Raw genomic sequence first — 16,763 nt, 5'->3', positions numbered from 1 at the left:
CGAATATAAAATGTATTTTTTGTAAGCCTTTTGGCATTTGTCATAAGTGTATCATTTTTATACGGTTGTGTCAAGGGCATTTTATTATCGGTAAAATATAAATTTATAGCCGTTTTTCAGGTCGAAAATCAGGTGAATTCTTAAAAGAATTAGTTCGCTTAAAAAAGAAAGGTTTTAAATTTCCTATTGACCATCCATATATTAGTTTTCTTTCCTATTCCGACGATGCTATCAAAAATAATCCAAAAACAACCGAAGAGATATGCAAGGTTTTGTTTAAGATAAAATATAATGACTTAAAACAAAAACTGGAAGCTCCCAAAAAAGCAAGCCGAAAGATGGGTCCGATGTTTAGGAATTGGCTATTAAAAAATTTCCCTTTTGCTAATCCAAGAGACATTAAAAAAAGCAGTAACATTGTATTTTTGAGAGGCAGTGATGCTGTTCTAAAAGAATTTGCAGAGCAAGAATTAAAATGCAAATTTGGGAGATTAAGCAAAGGATTAGATTTTGTGGCAAGGGTTAAAAATAATTATTTAATTGGTAATGCGAAATTTATAACTGATTTTGGTGGGACACAATATAATCAATTTTATGAGGCAATATAAGATTGATCAGAGAATCTTCAGTGCCTAAAAATGTAAGAAAAATAGCAATTATTGATGGTGTCGCTTGGCTTGGTAAAACTAACAGAATGGCAAAAGTAATTTATAAAATCAAAGACGACGAATTTTGTTTCAGCGTTTTGTTATTAAAAGAATTTTTGGATGAAATACAAAATTCATAAAAAACCTGCAGAACTTTCAGAAGAAGCACATAATAGAGTAAAAATTCACCTCTCGCGTCATTGCGAGGAGCGAAGCGACGAAGCAATCTTTAATATAGAAAACGAGATAAATTCAGAGGTCCCAAAACTATGGAACATAAAATATTAACACCGAAGGATAAAAATTATCCTAAAAAATTGAAAGAGCGATTGAATAAATGGGCAGGTGAACCTGACCCTACACTTTATTACAATGGACCGCTTGAATTCCTTGATAAATGGACATAAGTACACATCAATCGGTTATGGAAACAGAGATTTTTCGTCTGGGACTGTGGCATAAATGCCATAATACCGTTACTCTTTTTTGGAGCTTTTTGTAAAAAATGAAAACAAAAAAAATTAGAATTGGAAATATTTTTATCGGTGGTGGTGAGCCGGTACGAGTCCAGTCAATGACAAAAACTAAAACTATTGATTGGCGAAGCACAGTTGACCAAATAAAAAAATTAGAAAATATTGGTTGTGAGATTATTCGTGTTGCAGTGCCTGATATAGAATCAGCAAAGGTTCTTTCCAAAATCAAAAAGAATATAAAAATTCCATTAGTGGCAGATATACATTTCAACTGGCAAATTGCAGTTGAGTCGATAAAACAAGGTGTTGATAAGATAAGAATAAATCCCGGCAATATCGGTTCAAAAGAAAATATAGAAAAAATTGTTCTCGCTGCAAAAAAAAGAGAAATTCCTATCCGTGTCGGCGTAAATGCTGGCTCACTAAAAATTTTGAAACAGTCAAACCACTGGCTAAAAATGTCATCAGCACAAAAAGCAACACAAATGGTAAAAGAACTGATGGAGAATGTAAGAGTTTTAGAAGATATGAATTTTGGAAACATAGTGGTTTCATTGAAAGCAAACGATGTACCAACAACAATTCTGGCAAATCAACTCTTTACAAAAAAAAGAAATTATCCAATACATCTCGGGATTACAGAAGCAGGAACAGAATTTTCCGGGGTTGTAAAATCAGCAACTGCTTTCGGGATTTTGCTGAATCAGGGTATTGGCGATACAATCCGCGTTTCATTAACAGCAAAACCTGAAGAAGAAATAAAAGCTGGTTGGGAGATATTAAAGGCACTCGGTTTAAGAAAACGAGGGATTGAAATCATCTCCTGCCCTGCCTGTGGTCGCTGCGAAACCGATTTGATAAAAACAGTTCATCAATTAGAAAAAAAACTCTCAACTCTCAACTCTCAACTCTCAACTCGGCAACTGAAAGTTGCCGTCATGGGTTGTGTTGTCAACGGTCCTGGTGAAGCGAAGGATGCCGATATAGGAATTGCCGGTGGAAAGGGTTGGGGGTTGTTTTTCAAAAAAGGAAAACCTATAAAAAAAATCCAGCAAGAAAGATGGATTAAAGAATTACAAAAGGAGGTGAAAAAGATAGTTTCATATTAGCGACAATGTGATAATATAAAACAATGAAAATAAAAATTTATTCAACAAAACTTTTTAAAGCGTTGAGTAATTCAAAAAGAATAAAAATTCTCTTATTCCTTTTTGATGTTGGAGAATTAACCGTTTCAGATATTTCCAAAGAACTCAAAATGCCTTTTTTAACGGTCTCACGGCATCTTCTAAAATTGAAAGCAGCAGGCCTTGTTATTGATAAAAGGGTTAGTAGAAATATTTTTTACAGACATAGTAATAATCAGATTGTATTAAGGATAATCAGGTTTATCAAGCGAAATTTTCAAGAGTAAGAGAGTAAAATGTTCAGAAAAAAATTTAAAAATATCCATTTCATAGGTATCGGCGGTAGCGGAATGTCCGGTATCGCGGAGGTGCTTCTTAATCTTGGATTCTATATCAGCGGGTCTGATTTGAAAGAAACGGATGTTACGAGACGGCTTCAGAAACTTGGTGCGAAAATTTGTATCGGACACAAAACGGAAAATGTTAAAAATTCACAAATAGACGTTGTAGTTACTTCAACAGCGGTTACAAAAGATAATCCAGAAGTAATATCAGCACTCTTGCAAAAAATTCCCGTCATTCCACGTGCGGAGATGCTTGCGGAACTTATGCGAATGAAATACTCTATCGCGATTGCCGGCTGTCATGGGAAAACAACTACGACTTCTATGGTCTCTTTGATTCTGGCGGATAATAATTTTGACCCTACGGTTGTTATTGGCGGTAGATTTAACAATTTTGGTACCGGTGCAAAACTTGGAAAAGGCGAATATCTCGTTGCTGAAGCAGACGAATCCGATGGCTCGTTCTTAAAACTTTTTCCAACTTTCGCAATTGTTACAAACATTGATAACGACCATCTTGACTATTACGGAACTCTTGAAAATATCAAAAGTTCGTTTATTGAATTTATAAATAAAATTCCGTTCTATGGTTGTGCGATTTTATGTAATGATGATGAAAATCTGAATAGTATAATTCCTAAAATTACAAGAAAATACTACACTTACGGGTTCAATGATACTGCAGATTTTAAAGCAGCAAATGTTAAGGCAACACAGACCGGTAGTAAATTTGAAGTTTTAGAGCGCGGTAAATTTTTAGGAAATATAGAATTAAAAATACCAGGACTGCATAATGTTCTCAATGCGCTGTCAAGTATCGTATGCGGTTGGGAATTGGGAATTGAATTCTCTAAAATTGCCAAAGCATTACTTGATTTCAACGGTGTAAGCCGTCGTCTTGAAAAAAAGGGTCAGTACAAAAATGTTATTTTCATAGACGATTACGGACATCATCCAACGGAAATTAAAGCAACACTTTCTGCAATAAAATCGATTTATCCACAAAACAGATTATTTGTATTATTTCAGCCCCACAGGTTCACAAGAACACAATTATTAAAAGACCAGTTCGGCAGTGCATTCACTGATGCGGATGTAATAAGAATTTTGGATATTTATGCTGCAAGCGAGAAACCAGTTCCGGGAATTTCTGCACAGACAATTATTAATTCTATAAAAAAAAATGAAACAAAAGACACCGCAAAATTTACCGATATCAACACAATTTCAGGCGAAATAAAAAATGGCGATATAGTAATTACACTCGGTGCTGGTGATGTCTGGAAAAAAACGGACGAAATTCTAAAGGTGCTTAATGAAAATAAACCGTTCTGAAATATCAAAAATTGTAAGTGGCAAGGTGCTTGAAAATGAGCCATTGAGTAAGCATACTACATTCCGTATCGGTGGACCCTGTAATTTTTATGTTGAAACAAAAACAATTGATGAATTACAAAAACTTGTAAGATACTGTAAAAATAAAAAAATTCCATATCTTGTAATTGGTTTCGGTTCAAACATCCTCGTTAAAGATAAGAGAATAAAGGGCGTGGTTATCAGATTGATGGGCGAGTTAAGTAGTTTGGATTTTAATCTGCAAAAAAAAAGTGTTACTGCCGGCGGTGGCTGTTCGTTGCAGCTTTTTGTAAAAAAATGTGCTGAAAACGGTTTAAGCGGGATGGAGTTTCTTGTCGGTATTCCGGGAACAATCGGCGGCGCAGTTATTATGAATGCGGGGGCAAAAGATAATAGTATCGGGTTTTTGATAAAATCTGTAACAGTTATGAATGAAAAAGTCGAGATAAAAAAAATCGGAAAAAAATCGTTGAAGTTCTCTTATAGAAGTTCTAATATTCCGTCAGAAGATATAATAATCTCTGCTGAGTTTTTATTGAAGAAAAAACCTAAAAATGATATAATAAAAAAATTGAATGAATTGATGCTACTTCGTGCAAAAACTCAACCTTTTGGTTTTTTTAATAACGCAGGCTGTATTTTCAAAAATCCGCCAGGTGATTTTGCAGGTAGATTGATAGACAAGGCAGGATTGAAAGGCAGATCTGTTGGGGGTGCTGTCGTTTCAAAACTGCATGCCAATTTCATAAACAATACAGGGAATGCAACCGCTAATGATGTGCTTAAACTGATAAAAAAAATCCAAAAAAAAGTCAGAGAAAAATTCAACAAAAATTTAAAGTTAGAAATAAAAATCCTTGGGAAATGAATATAAAAAAAATCGGCGTTATCTATGGCGGGAAATCAAGTGAAAGAGAAATTTCACTGAAAACAGGTTCTGCTATTGCTGATGCTTTGAAAAAAGAAAAATTCAATGTTGTGCTTATTGACTCAGGCAAAAAGTATTTTATAAAAAAATTGATGGCTTCAAAAATAGATTTTGCATTTATTGCGCTTCATGGTCCACTTGGTGAGGACGGCACAATGCAAGGGCTTTTAGAAGTTTTGGGTATTCCATATAGCGGGTCAGGAGTTTTGGCATCCGCGATAGCAATGAACAAAATTTATACAAAAAGAATTTTTGAGTTTGAAAATATCCCAACTCCAAAATGGCAAGTAATTCCAAATTCCAAATCCCAAATTCCAAATTCCAAATTACCTGTGGTTATTAAGCCTGCACATCAAGGTTCGGCAATAGGCGTTACAATTGTCAGGAAAAAATCACAACTGAAAAGAGCAATAAAAACTGCATTGAAATACGACGACAAAGCAATCGTTGAAGAATATATTGATGGCAAAGAAATAACGGTTCCTATTTTAGGCGACAAGCCTCTTACACCAATAGAAATTATTCCTAAAAATGAGTTCTATGATTTCTATTCTAAATATGCGAATGGTGGTTCAAAACATATAATTCCACCACGGCTACCTGGAAAAATTATTGAAAAGGCAAAAAAACTCGGACTTTTAGCACATAAATCGCTTGGTTGTTGTGCTATGTCTCGTGTGGATATGATTGTTGACAAAAAAAATAAAATTTATGTTCTGGAAGTTAACACTATTCCCGGAATGACGAAGACATCACTTTTTCCAGAGGCAGCAAGATTTGATGGATTATCTTTTAGCGAAATGTTAAAAAAAATTATATGGTTTTCATTAGATGAAAAAACATAAAGTCCGATTACGGCTTAAAACCAGAATTGAGCGAAACAGAAAGCGAAAAGCATTATTATTCAAAATAACAGCATTACTGATTTTACTTGTCGTATTAGGTTTTGCCGTTAATAAAATATCAAGATTTCTATTGACATCTCCAATTTTTAATGTAAAATCAATAGATGTATCAGGCAATACGCTTGTATCTCAGACCGCAATTTTAGATTGTTTAGATTTCTGTAGGAAAAATATTTTTCGGCTAAATCTGAAAAAAACAGAAACACAACTGACAGAAAAATTTCCAGCATTAAAAAAAGTTTATATAAAAAGACGGTTACCAAACAAAATAATTTCTAAAATTGAAGAAAAAATACCACTTGCAGAAATAGCAGTCTCTAACAATAGAATTGGAATTGATGAGCATCTGAATGTTTTTGTGGTGCCTAAGAGTTATAGACAACTGCCGCGAATTTCTGAAAATTTAACACTGGAATACAAATCCGTCTGTCTGAAATTTCTTAAAAATATTCGGGAATTACCAGTATATAAGAACATAACGGCGGTTACAGCAACATCAGTTGACGATATAGTATTTTTTATGAATAATGGTTGTAAGGTTTGTATTGGCTCTTCTGAAAACAGCGAAAATAAAATTAATTATCTTGAGAAGGTTTTTACTAATTTAGAAATAGAAGGCAAAAAAGCACAGTACATAAACATGCGAGATTTTACAGATGAAAACAAAGAAATTATCATAAAGGCAAAATAGGAGGCAGTGGTAACGACAGTGATTAGTGATTAGTAATTGGTGATAGTGTAAACTGACCACTAAACTACTTAACCACTTAACCACTTTCTCACTGGTATTAAATGTCAAGAGAGAAAATTGTTGCTGGACTTGATGTTGGGTCGTCTAAAGTAGCTTGTGTAATTGCCAAAAAAAACGAATCGGATTTGCCTGAAATTATCGGTATTGGTGTTGCACCTTGTAAAGGGTTAAAAAATGGCTCTGTTGTTAGCATTAGAGAAACAGTAAAAGCGATTGATTTAGCGGTAGATGCCGCAGAAGAACTGGCGGATGAAAGGGTAGATGAACTTATTGTAGGAATAAAAGGACAGCATATAGAATCAATAAACCACACAACAGCGATAAATGTTGTAAGAACCGATAAGGAGATTATCCATGATGATATTGTACAAATTATGTCATCTGCAAAAGCGATACGGCTGCCGGCTGATAGAGAAATAATCCATACAATCCCGCAGGAGTTCAGTATTGATGGACAGAGTGGTATAGAAGACCCGGTTGGCTTGGAAGGATGTCACCTGTCTGTTAATGTTCATATAATAACGGGTATTTCATCTTATCTGAATAATTTGCAGAAAAGTATCAACAATGCTGGTTTTGTTTGTAAAGAGTTTATATCAAGCATACTTGCTGCTGGAGAAGTTACCGTCTCGCCGGAAGAAAAAAAAATTGGCTGTGTGCTGATTGATATGGGTGCACAGACAACGGATATAGCAATCTATTGTGATAAATCAATCAGATATATTAAAGAAATTCCGCTCGGTGGTGATGATATTACCAGTGATATTACTCATGGGTTAAGAACATCTTTTGCTATTGCGCGGGAGTTAAAAGAAAAATACGGTTCAACAATCAGCGCACTGATTGACCCTAAAGAGGAAATAACACATCTGACAATTGAAGGCAGGTCACAAAAAATAATTACACGGCAACAACTCTGTAATATAATAAAATCACGAGTAGAAGATATTTTAACAATTCTTAATGACGAGATTACAAAAACACAATACAAGGATATGATATCAGCCGGTGCGATTATCACAGGTGGTGGTAGCCAGCTTTTAGGGATGAAAGAAGCGTGCGAAGAAATTTTACAATTACCTACAGTAGTAGCAACCCCACAGTATGTTCGTAGTTCTGTTGAAGGGAAAGGCGGTGTAAGTATTTCTGACCCATCGCTTTCCTGTGCAATAGGGCTTGTAAAAGCCAATTTTTCAGAGTTAGAAAGGTCGTCAAGATATCCTTTAAAAAAGCCTGGTCTATTAACAAAATTCAAAAGATTGCTTGAAAATGTGATTTAAGTGCACGGATAAAAACACCGAATAGAGGCACCGAATACAACCGAATAATTCGGTTACATTTGGTTAACATTCGGTTTTAATTCGGGTTAGAGCAAAACGAAATAATGAAACTAAAAATTGTTGATGATTTCCAAGTTAAACCTGCAAATATAAAAGTGATTGGTATCGGCGGTGCCGGCGGTAATGCGGTTAACCTGATGGTTTCATCAAATATAAAAGGTATAAATTTTATTACTGCTAATACAGACGCTGCCGCACTCAACAGGTCATTAGCAGAATATAAAATTCAACTCGGGCCAAAATTAACAAAAGGACAGGGTTCTGGCGCAAATCCTGATATAGGCAGACAGGCAACGGAAGAAAGTGTAGATACAATTGAGCAGCTTCTCAAAGGAACGGATATGCTTTTCATAACCTGCGGAATGGGTAAAGGCACCGGCACAGGTGGTTCGCCAATTGTAGCAAAAATATCAAAGGCAATGGAGGTTCTTACCGTCGGTGTTGTTACAAAACCGTTTATGTGGGAAGGTAAACTCAGAATGGCGATTGCTGAAGAAGGTATAAAAGAATTAAGAAAATATACCGATGTCCTTATTGAAATTCCTAACCATAAAATATCGTCAATAATTGATGAAAATATGCTTGCCGCACCATCGTTTGAAAAATCTAACGAGGTGCTGAAAAAATCAGTCCAATCAATTTCCGATATAATAACATCACAGGGTATAATCAATGTTGATTTCCAGGATGTTAAAGCGATTATGAAAGATGCCGGTGTTGCAATGTTAGGTTTCGGTGAGGCATCAGGCGAGAGCCGTGTAGAACAAGCCACAAAAATGGCTGTCTCAAGTCCTATGCTGGAAGATATAACTATCAGTGGTGCCAAAGGCGTACTTGTGAATATTACCGGTAACAGTAATGACTTAAAAATGGAAGAAGTCAACACTGCAATGAGTATGATTTATAATGAAATAGCACCGGATGCAAAACATATTTATGGACTGGTATACGATAATGAACTGAAAAACAGTTTGAGAATTACCGTTATAGCAACCGGCTTTCCTACAGATAAAAAACAGATAAAAAGCAGAGGTGTTAGAAGCGGGAGAGTAAGTGAAAAAGAGTTGGATATTACCGAGTTAAAAAAACCAGCATTTAAACGGCGAAAAAAAAGTATATTAAAATAAAGCAGGTTAAAGGTTAAGGGTTAAAGGTTAAAAAGTTCACAAAGTGCTTCTCTTGATTCTTCTACGAAACTTTAGTTTCGGTTAGAACCGCTCCGATTTATCAGAGCGTAGAATTTCTTGCCTCTCTACCTTCCTACCTGCCGTTCAGAGGAGTATTATATGGACGAACTTGATGAACTCAATGAACTATTAAAACTTGTTGTCTCATTAAAAGCATCTGATTTGCATCTACGTTCTGAAACCAAAAGCGTATTAAGAATAGACGGCAAACTGAAATCTGTTGAAAATAAAGTATTTTCATTACAGCAGATGGAAAAAATTGCTCAATCAATTATGAATACCAAACAACGCGAAATTTTTGCACAAAAAGGAGAATGCGATTTGTCATATTCTGCATCAGGAATCGGCAGATTCCGAGGCAATATCTATCGCCAGCGTGGAAGTATAAATATCGCAATGAGACATGTACCGACTGAAATTCCACCATTTAGTTCGCTTAGTCTTCCAGCAGTTATAAATAAAATTGCAGAAAACCAGCGAGGACTCGTGCTTGTTACTGGAACTACTGGCTGTGGGAAATCAACCACACTGGCTTCTATGATTGACCATATAAATTCAACCCGTACAGCACACATCATAACACTTGAAGACCCAATAGAGTTTTTACATAGAGATAAAGTTTCAATAGTATCCCAACGGGAACTTGGAATGGACACGGTTTCATATTCTGATGCGTTAAAACATATCGTCCGACAGGACCCTGATGTGATTTTAATTGGTGAGATGCGGGATACTGAAACAATGGCTGCTGCATTAACTGCTGCACAAACAGGTCATCTTGTGCTCTCAACAATCCATACAATTGATGCAATCCAGACAGTTACCAGAATTGTAGATATATTTCCACCACATCATCAGAACCAGATTCGGCTGCAACTTGCAGATACCCTGCGAGGTGTTATTTCTCAACGGCTGCTGCCAAAAACAAATGGTGGCAGGATTCCTGCCTGTGAAATTTTGGTGGTGACCGCACTTATTAAAAAATATATTGAACAGAATACAATAGGTGATATTTTACAAGCGATGCAACAAGGTGCCTATTACGGTATGCAGACATTTAATCAATCATTGTTGCAACTTTATAATTCCGGTGATGTCTCGTTAGAAGATGTGCTCGCCGCAGCAACCAATCCAGAAGAATTGATGATGAATATCCGCGGGATTTCGTCTGAAAGCGGCGCAGTTGTTTGACTTGCTAATCTGTTTCTACGCCACTTTAGTGGTGGTTGTTACTTATGTGGCTGTTAAAAGATGGTTTATATCGTGAACAAGAACTTGAAAAATGTGGTGTAGTAAATTTTACAACCACCGTTTTATACGGCGATATGAAAAACGAAAAAAATCGCCGAGAGTTTCTAAAAAAATATCCTGTTATAAAAAATGTTATTTATGGCATCCAAACCCACAGTTGTAATATAGAAATTGTTACCAAGAAAGATATTGGTAAAAAATTTTATGCTACAGATGGTTTCATAACCAACAGAAAAAATCTGTCGCTTGCTGTCTTTACCGCGGATTGTCTGCCTGTTTTTATTTACGATACTGTAAAAAAAGTAATCGGGTTGGTTCATGCAGGACGACTTGGACTTAAAAAACTGATTCTTGAAAAAGCAATAACAATTTTTGTTGAAAAGTTTGGCTCAACGCCTGCCAGTATTTTTGTCGCAATAGGCCCACATATAAAAAAATGCTGTTACGATGTTGACCTTGATAGTATTGCTATAAATCAGATTCGTAAGAGCGGTGTAAAAAAAATCAGTAATGTGGTTGTCTGTACACACGACAGAAAATTCTTTTCATACAGAAAAAATAAAACTGATAAAAGAATGATGTCATTAATGATGATGGAGGGAAAATGATTCTAGAAATTAGACAAAAAATTGACAGAGTGGACAAAAAAATTCTTAAACTTTTGAATGAGAGAATAAAATTAGCAATTAAGATTGGAAAGATAAAATCACAGAAACAAGAGGATATTTTTTCGCCTGTAAGAGAGAAAGAGGTTGTGACAAATCTGGTAAAACAGAATAAAGGCCCTCTGCCCGACGAGTGTCTATCTGATATATTTCAAGAGATATTAAATGTTTCACGCTCAATCCAGAAAAAATTGAAAATTTCGTATCTGGGTCCTGAAGCGACCTTTACACATCTTGCTGCGATAAAAATTTTCGGTAAATATGTTGATTACATACCTGTTGAATCAATCAAAGATGTTTTTGTAGAAATAGAAAAAAATCGCGCCGACTACGGAGTTGTGCCAATAGAAAATTCTACTGAAGGAGTTGTTAATCATACGCTTGATATGTTCATAGAGTCCGACTTGAAAATTGCATCTGAGATATTTTTAGAAATTTCACATTGCCTGTTATCACAGGAATCTGCCGTCAAGAAAGTAAAAAAAGTATATTCGCATCCTCAGGCGATCGCACAGACAAGAAATTGGATTGAAAAGAATCTTGAAAGTATCAAAATTATAGAAGTTGCCTCAACTTCTGACGCAGCACGGCTTGCTAAAAGAGAAAGAAAAACCGCTGCAATCGCTTCAACTGTTGCCAGTGAAATATACGAACTTAATATTCTCGCCAGAGGTATAGAAGATTTTAAGGATAATTTTACAAGGTTTTTGGTTATAGGCAAAAAAAGTCCGCCTGCATCAAAAAATGATAAAACATCAATAATGTTTTCAGTAAAAGATAGAATTGGTGCACTACACGATATGCTGGTGCCATTCAAAAAGTATAGGCTGAATCTAACAAAAATTGAATCCCGCCCTACAAAAAGAAAAGCATGGGAGTATCTCTTTTTTGTTGACTTCGTAGGGCATATAGACGACAAAAATGTAAAAAGAGCATTAGCAGAACTTGAAAAAAATTGTACACTCTTAAAACTTCTCGGCTCCTACCCCACAGGTGAGTGAATAGAAAATGTAACGGGCGAATTGTATTCGCCTTAAGTTAATATGGAGTGCAACGACCGTGTCGTTGCACAGAACAAAACTCTGCTAATAATTGTAGTCGCAGAACTTGCCCCTGCTGGTGTTATTGCGAGGCATAGCCGTGGCAATCTCAATATATTTAACGAAGGATGGAGGGAAACATGAAAAATCAAAATCGTAAAATTAAGTTTAGCGATAGGGAAAGAATTGAGATCACAATAGGTAGATGCAAATTTAAAGGAGAAATAAAACCTTATGGTTGTTTTCAAAATACTAGAACAGAAACCATTAAAAAGTATAGAATCAAAATTAAGATTCACGGTTACGAGATTAAACCAAAAACACCAAACAAAGTTAAAGAACATCCAGAATAAAATGAAAACATTTCCAAAAATCAGTGCTGATGAATTTATTCATCTTTTAGATAAAGACGCTCTTGAAAAAGTGAAAAAAATTCCATTTCTTAGAACTGTAACCCAAAAAATATTTGAACTTGGTTTAGAAAGAGTTTATTATATTGAGAACATGGCTGACAACTTAAAGATTACACCCTTACAATATCCAAAAATTTATAAAATGCTGCAGCAAGGATGCGAAATATTAGATATATCGGAACCAGAGTTATATATTGATATGAACCCTGAACCAAATGCTTACACTTATGGTGTTAATAAGCCATTTATTGTAATAACATCAGGATTAGTTGAACTTCTTGAAGATGACGAATTATTAGCAGTTATTGGGCATGAATTAGGTCATATAAAGTGTCAGCATGTATTGTATCAATCGGTGTTGCAGATTCTTACTGAATCGTTAGAAATGACAATAGTTGGGTTGGCTACCGTTCCATTATTACCACTTAAACTTGCTCTTTTGGATTGGGGTAGGAAATCCGAATTTAGCGCTGATAGAACAAGACTATTGGTAACTCAGAATTTAGATGTTTGTATCAATGTGGAAATGAAATTGGCAGGCGGTTCTAAAAAACTTGAATCTCAGTTGAATAAAGAAGAATTCATGAAACAAGCAAATTCTTTTTCATTAGATAAAGATGTATTAGATAAAATATATAAATTTGGGCTTGTAATTTGGAGAACCCACCCATGACCAGTTTTTCGAGCAAAGTTACTCTCTGAATGGGCTAATAGCATGGCATATAAAAATATCCTTGCAGGTAAATATAGGCAAGAGGGCAAAAGAGAAACATCAGTAAAAATAAAATTCACTGAATAGAAACAATTTTGGGTTTAATTAAATTGATGAAAATTTAGACCTAAATTAATATCAGGGAGGTTACCATGGATATTTTGCTAGTTGTTAGTTTGTCGTTGATTGCGTTGGTTTGTATTTTGCTTATTTATTATGTTATTACACGAAAAAAAACTGCTGCTCGAGAGAAAAAAATTACAAGTATGTCAGAACTAAAAAAAGAATTAAGGAGAAAGTCTCATAAATTAGTTGAGAAATTAATTGATGAAATGAAAGTGGATATTTATGACAATATTATTGTCTCTACGGTAATTAGTTGGTTTGATGGTTGGGCAACTTTAGAAGAATTAAGTAATACAGTTAAAAAAAATGTTGAAGAACGGATTCCTTATTGGCAGAAAAAAATTGAATTATCTTTTGCTGATTTAGAAGAATCTTTCAAAGTTGAAGAATTTGGTTTTCCCGACCAAACAATAGATACTAAGAAGGTTTCCTCCCAACTTACTGGATTAATATCCCTAATTATTGGGGCGGTAAGCACATGTATTGGCAGTATTATTGCTGGTGGCTCTGGCATAGCATTGATATCAAGTGGCCCCGTAGGAGTGGTAATAGGTGTGGTTGCTTTAGCATTGGCATATTTCGTAGGAAAATCAACAGTTGATGAATTGCTAAATGCTGGATTACATAAAGTGCCATTCCCACCTGTTTTTAAGAAGTTTCTCAAAAGTAAAGTCAGTAATGAACTTAAAAGAGGTTCCAATAAATTTGTTCAGGAACTATATTTGGCACTGACAAATGCTGTTGATGAGGCATTAAAGGATTAAAAAGATGGATTGGGAATCTGAATATGAGAAGTTACTCATTTCTGCTAACGAGTATGAACGTTTGCTGAAAGACAGCGGCAAATACGAAAAATTACTTGACACTGACAACGAATATTGGCAACTCGTAAAACAGGAGAATGAATATGAGAAATTATTCGGAAAATCAAAGGATGTTTTATCCTTAATGCTATCTGAACCGGATTTTGAAAAGGATTTAAGTAGATTTTTAGCAGCACATTTTAATAAGAATTTTGATATTTATGACAGAGCAATTGACAGCGCCTATCTAAAAACCCACATAGGTGGATCACAATTACATCATAATCTTGATGGTAACCATACAATCTGGGGAGCAATAAAAGCAGCAAGAGAGGCAAGTTCTGATGACTCTGATTTTGTAGTAACTCTAAATGCGATTGAACATTTTATTCGTGATACAGGGACACCGTCAGAAATAAATCCGGTTTTGTCGCCTGTAATGTTTCAATCTACAAAGGATTATTTGCTAAATTTGGGTTTAGAGAAAAGGTTTATTAATGACCTTTTGAACATTAATACTCCTGAAATTGCAAGTTTTGCTATTATCTCAATAGGACTTCTACAGAATTGGAACAGAATAGAAACAAAAAAACTTGGTGAATATACTGGAAAATTTTTGGTTCTTGCAGGTTATGCTGGAAATCCTTTATTAGGAATGTTAGTTCCAATTCTGATTTCAAAAGGAATGCTAAAAGATCCTATTAAATATTTGTCTGGTACTTTAAAAGGAAGCATTTCATTTGTCCCTTTTTTTGCTTTGTCACAATTTGTTCCAGGACCAGTCCCCATTGGATTGCTTGTAGGCACAATAGGACATTTAGCAATTAGTAAAATATATGATAATTTATTTTCCTCTGAAAAATTAGAAGACTTTTTTAGAGAATATTTTCCAACTTACAAAAGTTATCTTGCATCACTTTGAATGTTATTTAAGACCGCATCGTAAATATGGTATTAAAATAGTTCCCGAACATTTGTTCGGTTGCGAACAAATGTTCGTACCAAGAAACGGAGGATGAATGGCAACTCAGAAAAAAATTTTGGTAGTAGAAGATACGCCTGAAATTGCGACAATGTTAGAAGATTATCTCAAAAGTGAAGGATATCAGGTACTGGTTGCTACTGATGCCTTGCAGGGTTTCACGCTGGCAAAGTCCATCCAGCCCGACTTAATCATTTTGGATATTATGATGCCTGCCGGTGGTGGCTACGCGGTCTGGCAGAGATTAAAAATGAATGCTTTAACACGAGGTATCCCGGTAATCATTAATTCGGCAAAACCCCGAGCGGAAATAGAAAAAGAATTTCCGCAGTTAGACCTTAAATACTATCTGAGCAAACCATATACATGGGAAGAATTAAAAGCAAAAATGAACAAAATATTTGGTACCAATAAGGACGACAACAAAAATGGATAAGAATTTTGTTAGGAAGAATATATTAGATTTTCAGCCGTATATTCCCGGTAAACCGATTGATGATGTCAAACGAGAATTCGCACTAAAAAAAGTTGTCAAACTTGCATCCAATGAGAATCCGTTAGGATCTTCTCCAAAAGCAGTATCTGCAATAAAAAAAATGCTTAACAAAATTAACATTTATCCTGATGGATATTGTTTTGACTTAAGAAAAAAAATTGCAAAAATTTATGATGTGTCAAAAAATCAAATCGTATTTGGAAGTGGTGTAGATGAAATAATAGAACTCGTCGGAAAAACATTCTTAAATCCAGAAGATGAAATTGTTGTCTCCGAACATGCCTTTATCAGATACAAAATGGCAGGTGATTTGATGGGCTGTAAGGTTGTTTCTATTCCAATGAAAGATTACAAGCATGATTTAGAAGCGATGGCAAATGCTGTCACAGAAAAAACCAAAATTGTATTTATTGCTAACCCGAATAACCCAACTGGCACATACAATACAAAAGATGAATTTAAAAATTACTTCTCTAAACTCTCAACTCTAAACTCTCAACTTTTAACTTTCATTGACGAGGCGTATTCCGAATATGTTGATAAAAAAGATTATCCGTCAGGAATTGATTATTTTAAACAGGGCTTGAATATCATTTTTACTCGGACATTCTCAAAAATCTACGGGCTTGCGGGATTAAGAATCGGTTATGGTATTGGACCATCAGAAATTATCTCTTACATTGAGAGAATTCGTCCACCGTTTAATGTGTCTTCAGTTGCACAGGATGGAGCCATTGCAGCATTAGACGATAAACAGCACTTGAAAAAATCAAAGAGTTTGATTCTACAGCAGAGAAAATTTTTATGCAGCGAGTTTGGAAAAATGAAATTAGGATATATCCCGTCGGTTGCCAATTTTGTCCTTTTAGATGTAAGACAGGATGGTAGGATTGTCTTTGAAAAGTTGTTAAGAAGAGGAATTATTGTCCGAGCGATGGAGGAATACGGTTTTAGGAATTTCATCCGTGTCACAATCGGCACCCCATCCGAAAACAAAAAATTCCTTCAAGAATTAAAATATGTCATATAACGTAATGGAGAGGAAGTAAATTTCATATAGAATGCACCTTTGAAATCGGAGTGTTAGAAAATGAGTGTGCCAAGAAAGTTCCTTGAATTCTTGTCGGTGGAAGTCCGAACTGGATAAAGGGTAGCGACCAGTCCAACACCAAATCCCACAGTTAATAAGGCAACGAACTAACTGATGCTGGGAT

The 16,763-nt window shown here is 35.1% G+C and carries 21 protein-coding genes; all 21 read left to right on the top strand.

The window, feature by feature from the left end; translation table 11 throughout:
* Window positions 1-101 precede the first annotated feature (101 nt).
* Complete coding sequence (locus tag AB1349_09090) at window positions 102-608, top strand: hypothetical protein (GenBank protein MEW6557495.1); 507 nt, start codon at window positions 102-104, stop codon at window positions 606-608.
* Between the two features lie 20 nt (window positions 609-628).
* Window positions 629-787 (top strand): hypothetical protein, encoded by a 159-nt coding sequence (locus AB1349_09085; GenBank protein ID MEW6557494.1) that lies wholly within the window; start codon window positions 629-631, stop codon window positions 785-787.
* Window positions 768-935: a hypothetical protein gene (locus tag AB1349_09080; GenBank protein MEW6557493.1), complete on the top strand. Its 168-nt coding sequence runs from the start codon at window positions 768-770 to the stop codon at window positions 933-935. Before AB1349_09085 ends, AB1349_09080 begins: the two co-directional genes overlap by 20 nt.
* Window positions 917-1,054, top strand: a complete 138-nt coding sequence (locus AB1349_09075) for a hypothetical protein (protein MEW6557492.1) — start codon at window positions 917-919, stop codon at window positions 1,052-1,054. The genes AB1349_09080 and AB1349_09075 overlap by 19 nt, the downstream gene beginning before the upstream one ends.
* A gap of 98 nt (window positions 1,055-1,152) precedes the next feature.
* On the top strand, window positions 1,153-2,232 hold the full coding sequence (gene ispG / locus AB1349_09070; protein MEW6557491.1) for a flavodoxin-dependent (E)-4-hydroxy-3-methylbut-2-enyl-diphosphate synthase: 1,080 nt from the start codon (window positions 1,153-1,155) through the stop codon (window positions 2,230-2,232).
* 23 nt (window positions 2,233-2,255) lie between these two features.
* Entirely contained in the window at window positions 2,256-2,537 is a 282-nt protein-coding gene (locus AB1349_09065; GenBank protein ID MEW6557490.1) for a metalloregulator ArsR/SmtB family transcription factor, read from the top strand.
* A gap of 9 nt (window positions 2,538-2,546) precedes the next feature.
* Window positions 2,547-3,929 (top strand): UDP-N-acetylmuramate--L-alanine ligase, encoded by a 1,383-nt coding sequence (gene murC / locus AB1349_09060; GenBank protein ID MEW6557489.1) that lies wholly within the window; start codon window positions 2,547-2,549, stop codon window positions 3,927-3,929.
* Complete coding sequence (murB, locus tag AB1349_09055) at window positions 3,910-4,818, top strand: UDP-N-acetylmuramate dehydrogenase (GenBank protein ID MEW6557488.1); 909 nt, start codon at window positions 3,910-3,912, stop codon at window positions 4,816-4,818. The genes murC and murB overlap by 20 nt, the downstream gene beginning before the upstream one ends.
* Window positions 4,815-5,723 (top strand): D-alanine--D-alanine ligase, encoded by a 909-nt coding sequence (locus AB1349_09050; GenBank protein ID MEW6557487.1) that lies wholly within the window; start codon window positions 4,815-4,817, stop codon window positions 5,721-5,723. The genes murB and AB1349_09050 overlap by 4 nt, the downstream gene beginning before the upstream one ends.
* Entirely contained in the window at window positions 5,710-6,474 is a 765-nt protein-coding gene (locus AB1349_09045; GenBank protein ID MEW6557486.1) for an FtsQ-type POTRA domain-containing protein, read from the top strand. The genes AB1349_09050 and AB1349_09045 overlap by 14 nt, the downstream gene beginning before the upstream one ends.
* A gap of 101 nt (window positions 6,475-6,575) precedes the next feature.
* Window positions 6,576-7,814: a cell division protein FtsA gene (ftsA, locus tag AB1349_09040; protein MEW6557485.1), complete on the top strand. Its 1,239-nt coding sequence runs from the start codon at window positions 6,576-6,578 to the stop codon at window positions 7,812-7,814.
* Between the two features lie 104 nt (window positions 7,815-7,918).
* Window positions 7,919-9,001 carry a cell division protein FtsZ gene (gene ftsZ, locus AB1349_09035; protein MEW6557484.1) on the top strand — a complete coding sequence of 361 codons (1,083 nt, stop codon included), beginning with the start codon at window positions 7,919-7,921 and terminating at the stop codon, window positions 8,999-9,001.
* 159 nt (window positions 9,002-9,160) lie between these two features.
* Window positions 9,161-10,252, top strand: coding sequence for a PilT/PilU family type 4a pilus ATPase (locus tag AB1349_09030; protein MEW6557483.1), 1,092 nt, complete (start codon window positions 9,161-9,163; stop codon window positions 10,250-10,252).
* A 44-nt stretch (window positions 10,253-10,296) separates the two neighbouring features.
* Complete coding sequence (locus AB1349_09025; protein MEW6557482.1) at window positions 10,297-10,920, top strand: polyphenol oxidase family protein; 624 nt, start codon at window positions 10,297-10,299, stop codon at window positions 10,918-10,920.
* On the top strand, window positions 10,917-11,978 hold the full coding sequence (pheA, locus tag AB1349_09020; GenBank protein ID MEW6557481.1) for a prephenate dehydratase: 1,062 nt from the start codon (window positions 10,917-10,919) through the stop codon (window positions 11,976-11,978). Before AB1349_09025 ends, pheA begins: the two co-directional genes overlap by 4 nt.
* Window positions 11,979-12,157: 179 nt before the next feature.
* Window positions 12,158-12,370 carry a hypothetical protein gene (locus AB1349_09015; protein MEW6557480.1) on the top strand — a complete coding sequence of 71 codons (213 nt, stop codon included), beginning with the start codon at window positions 12,158-12,160 and terminating at the stop codon, window positions 12,368-12,370.
* Between the two features lies 1 nt (window position 12,371).
* The gene (locus AB1349_09010; GenBank protein ID MEW6557479.1) at window positions 12,372-13,103 is read left to right on the top strand and encodes a M48 family metallopeptidase; all 732 of its coding nucleotides are present in this window, start codon (window positions 12,372-12,374) and stop codon (window positions 13,101-13,103) included.
* A gap of 191 nt (window positions 13,104-13,294) precedes the next feature.
* Window positions 13,295-14,032: a hypothetical protein gene (locus AB1349_09005; protein ID MEW6557478.1), complete on the top strand. Its 738-nt coding sequence runs from the start codon at window positions 13,295-13,297 to the stop codon at window positions 14,030-14,032.
* 4 nt (window positions 14,033-14,036) lie between these two features.
* Window positions 14,037-14,993, top strand: a complete 957-nt coding sequence (locus AB1349_09000) for a hypothetical protein (protein MEW6557477.1) — start codon at window positions 14,037-14,039, stop codon at window positions 14,991-14,993.
* Window positions 14,994-15,090: 97 nt separating this feature from the next.
* A complete protein-coding gene (locus tag AB1349_08995; protein MEW6557476.1) occupies window positions 15,091-15,489 on the top strand; it encodes a response regulator in 399 nt (132 codons plus the stop codon).
* Window positions 15,482-16,579 carry a histidinol-phosphate transaminase gene (hisC, locus tag AB1349_08990; protein MEW6557475.1) on the top strand — a complete coding sequence of 366 codons (1,098 nt, stop codon included), beginning with the start codon at window positions 15,482-15,484 and terminating at the stop codon, window positions 16,577-16,579. Before AB1349_08995 ends, hisC begins: the two co-directional genes overlap by 8 nt.
* The last annotated feature ends 184 nt before the right edge of the window (window positions 16,580-16,763 follow it).

The sequence above is a fragment of the Elusimicrobiota bacterium genome, from assembly GCA_040757695.1.
In the GTDB taxonomy this organism is placed as follows: Bacteria; Elusimicrobiota; UBA8919; order UBA8919; family UBA8919; genus JBFLWK01.
This window is presented reverse-complemented; position numbering and strand designations above follow the sequence as displayed.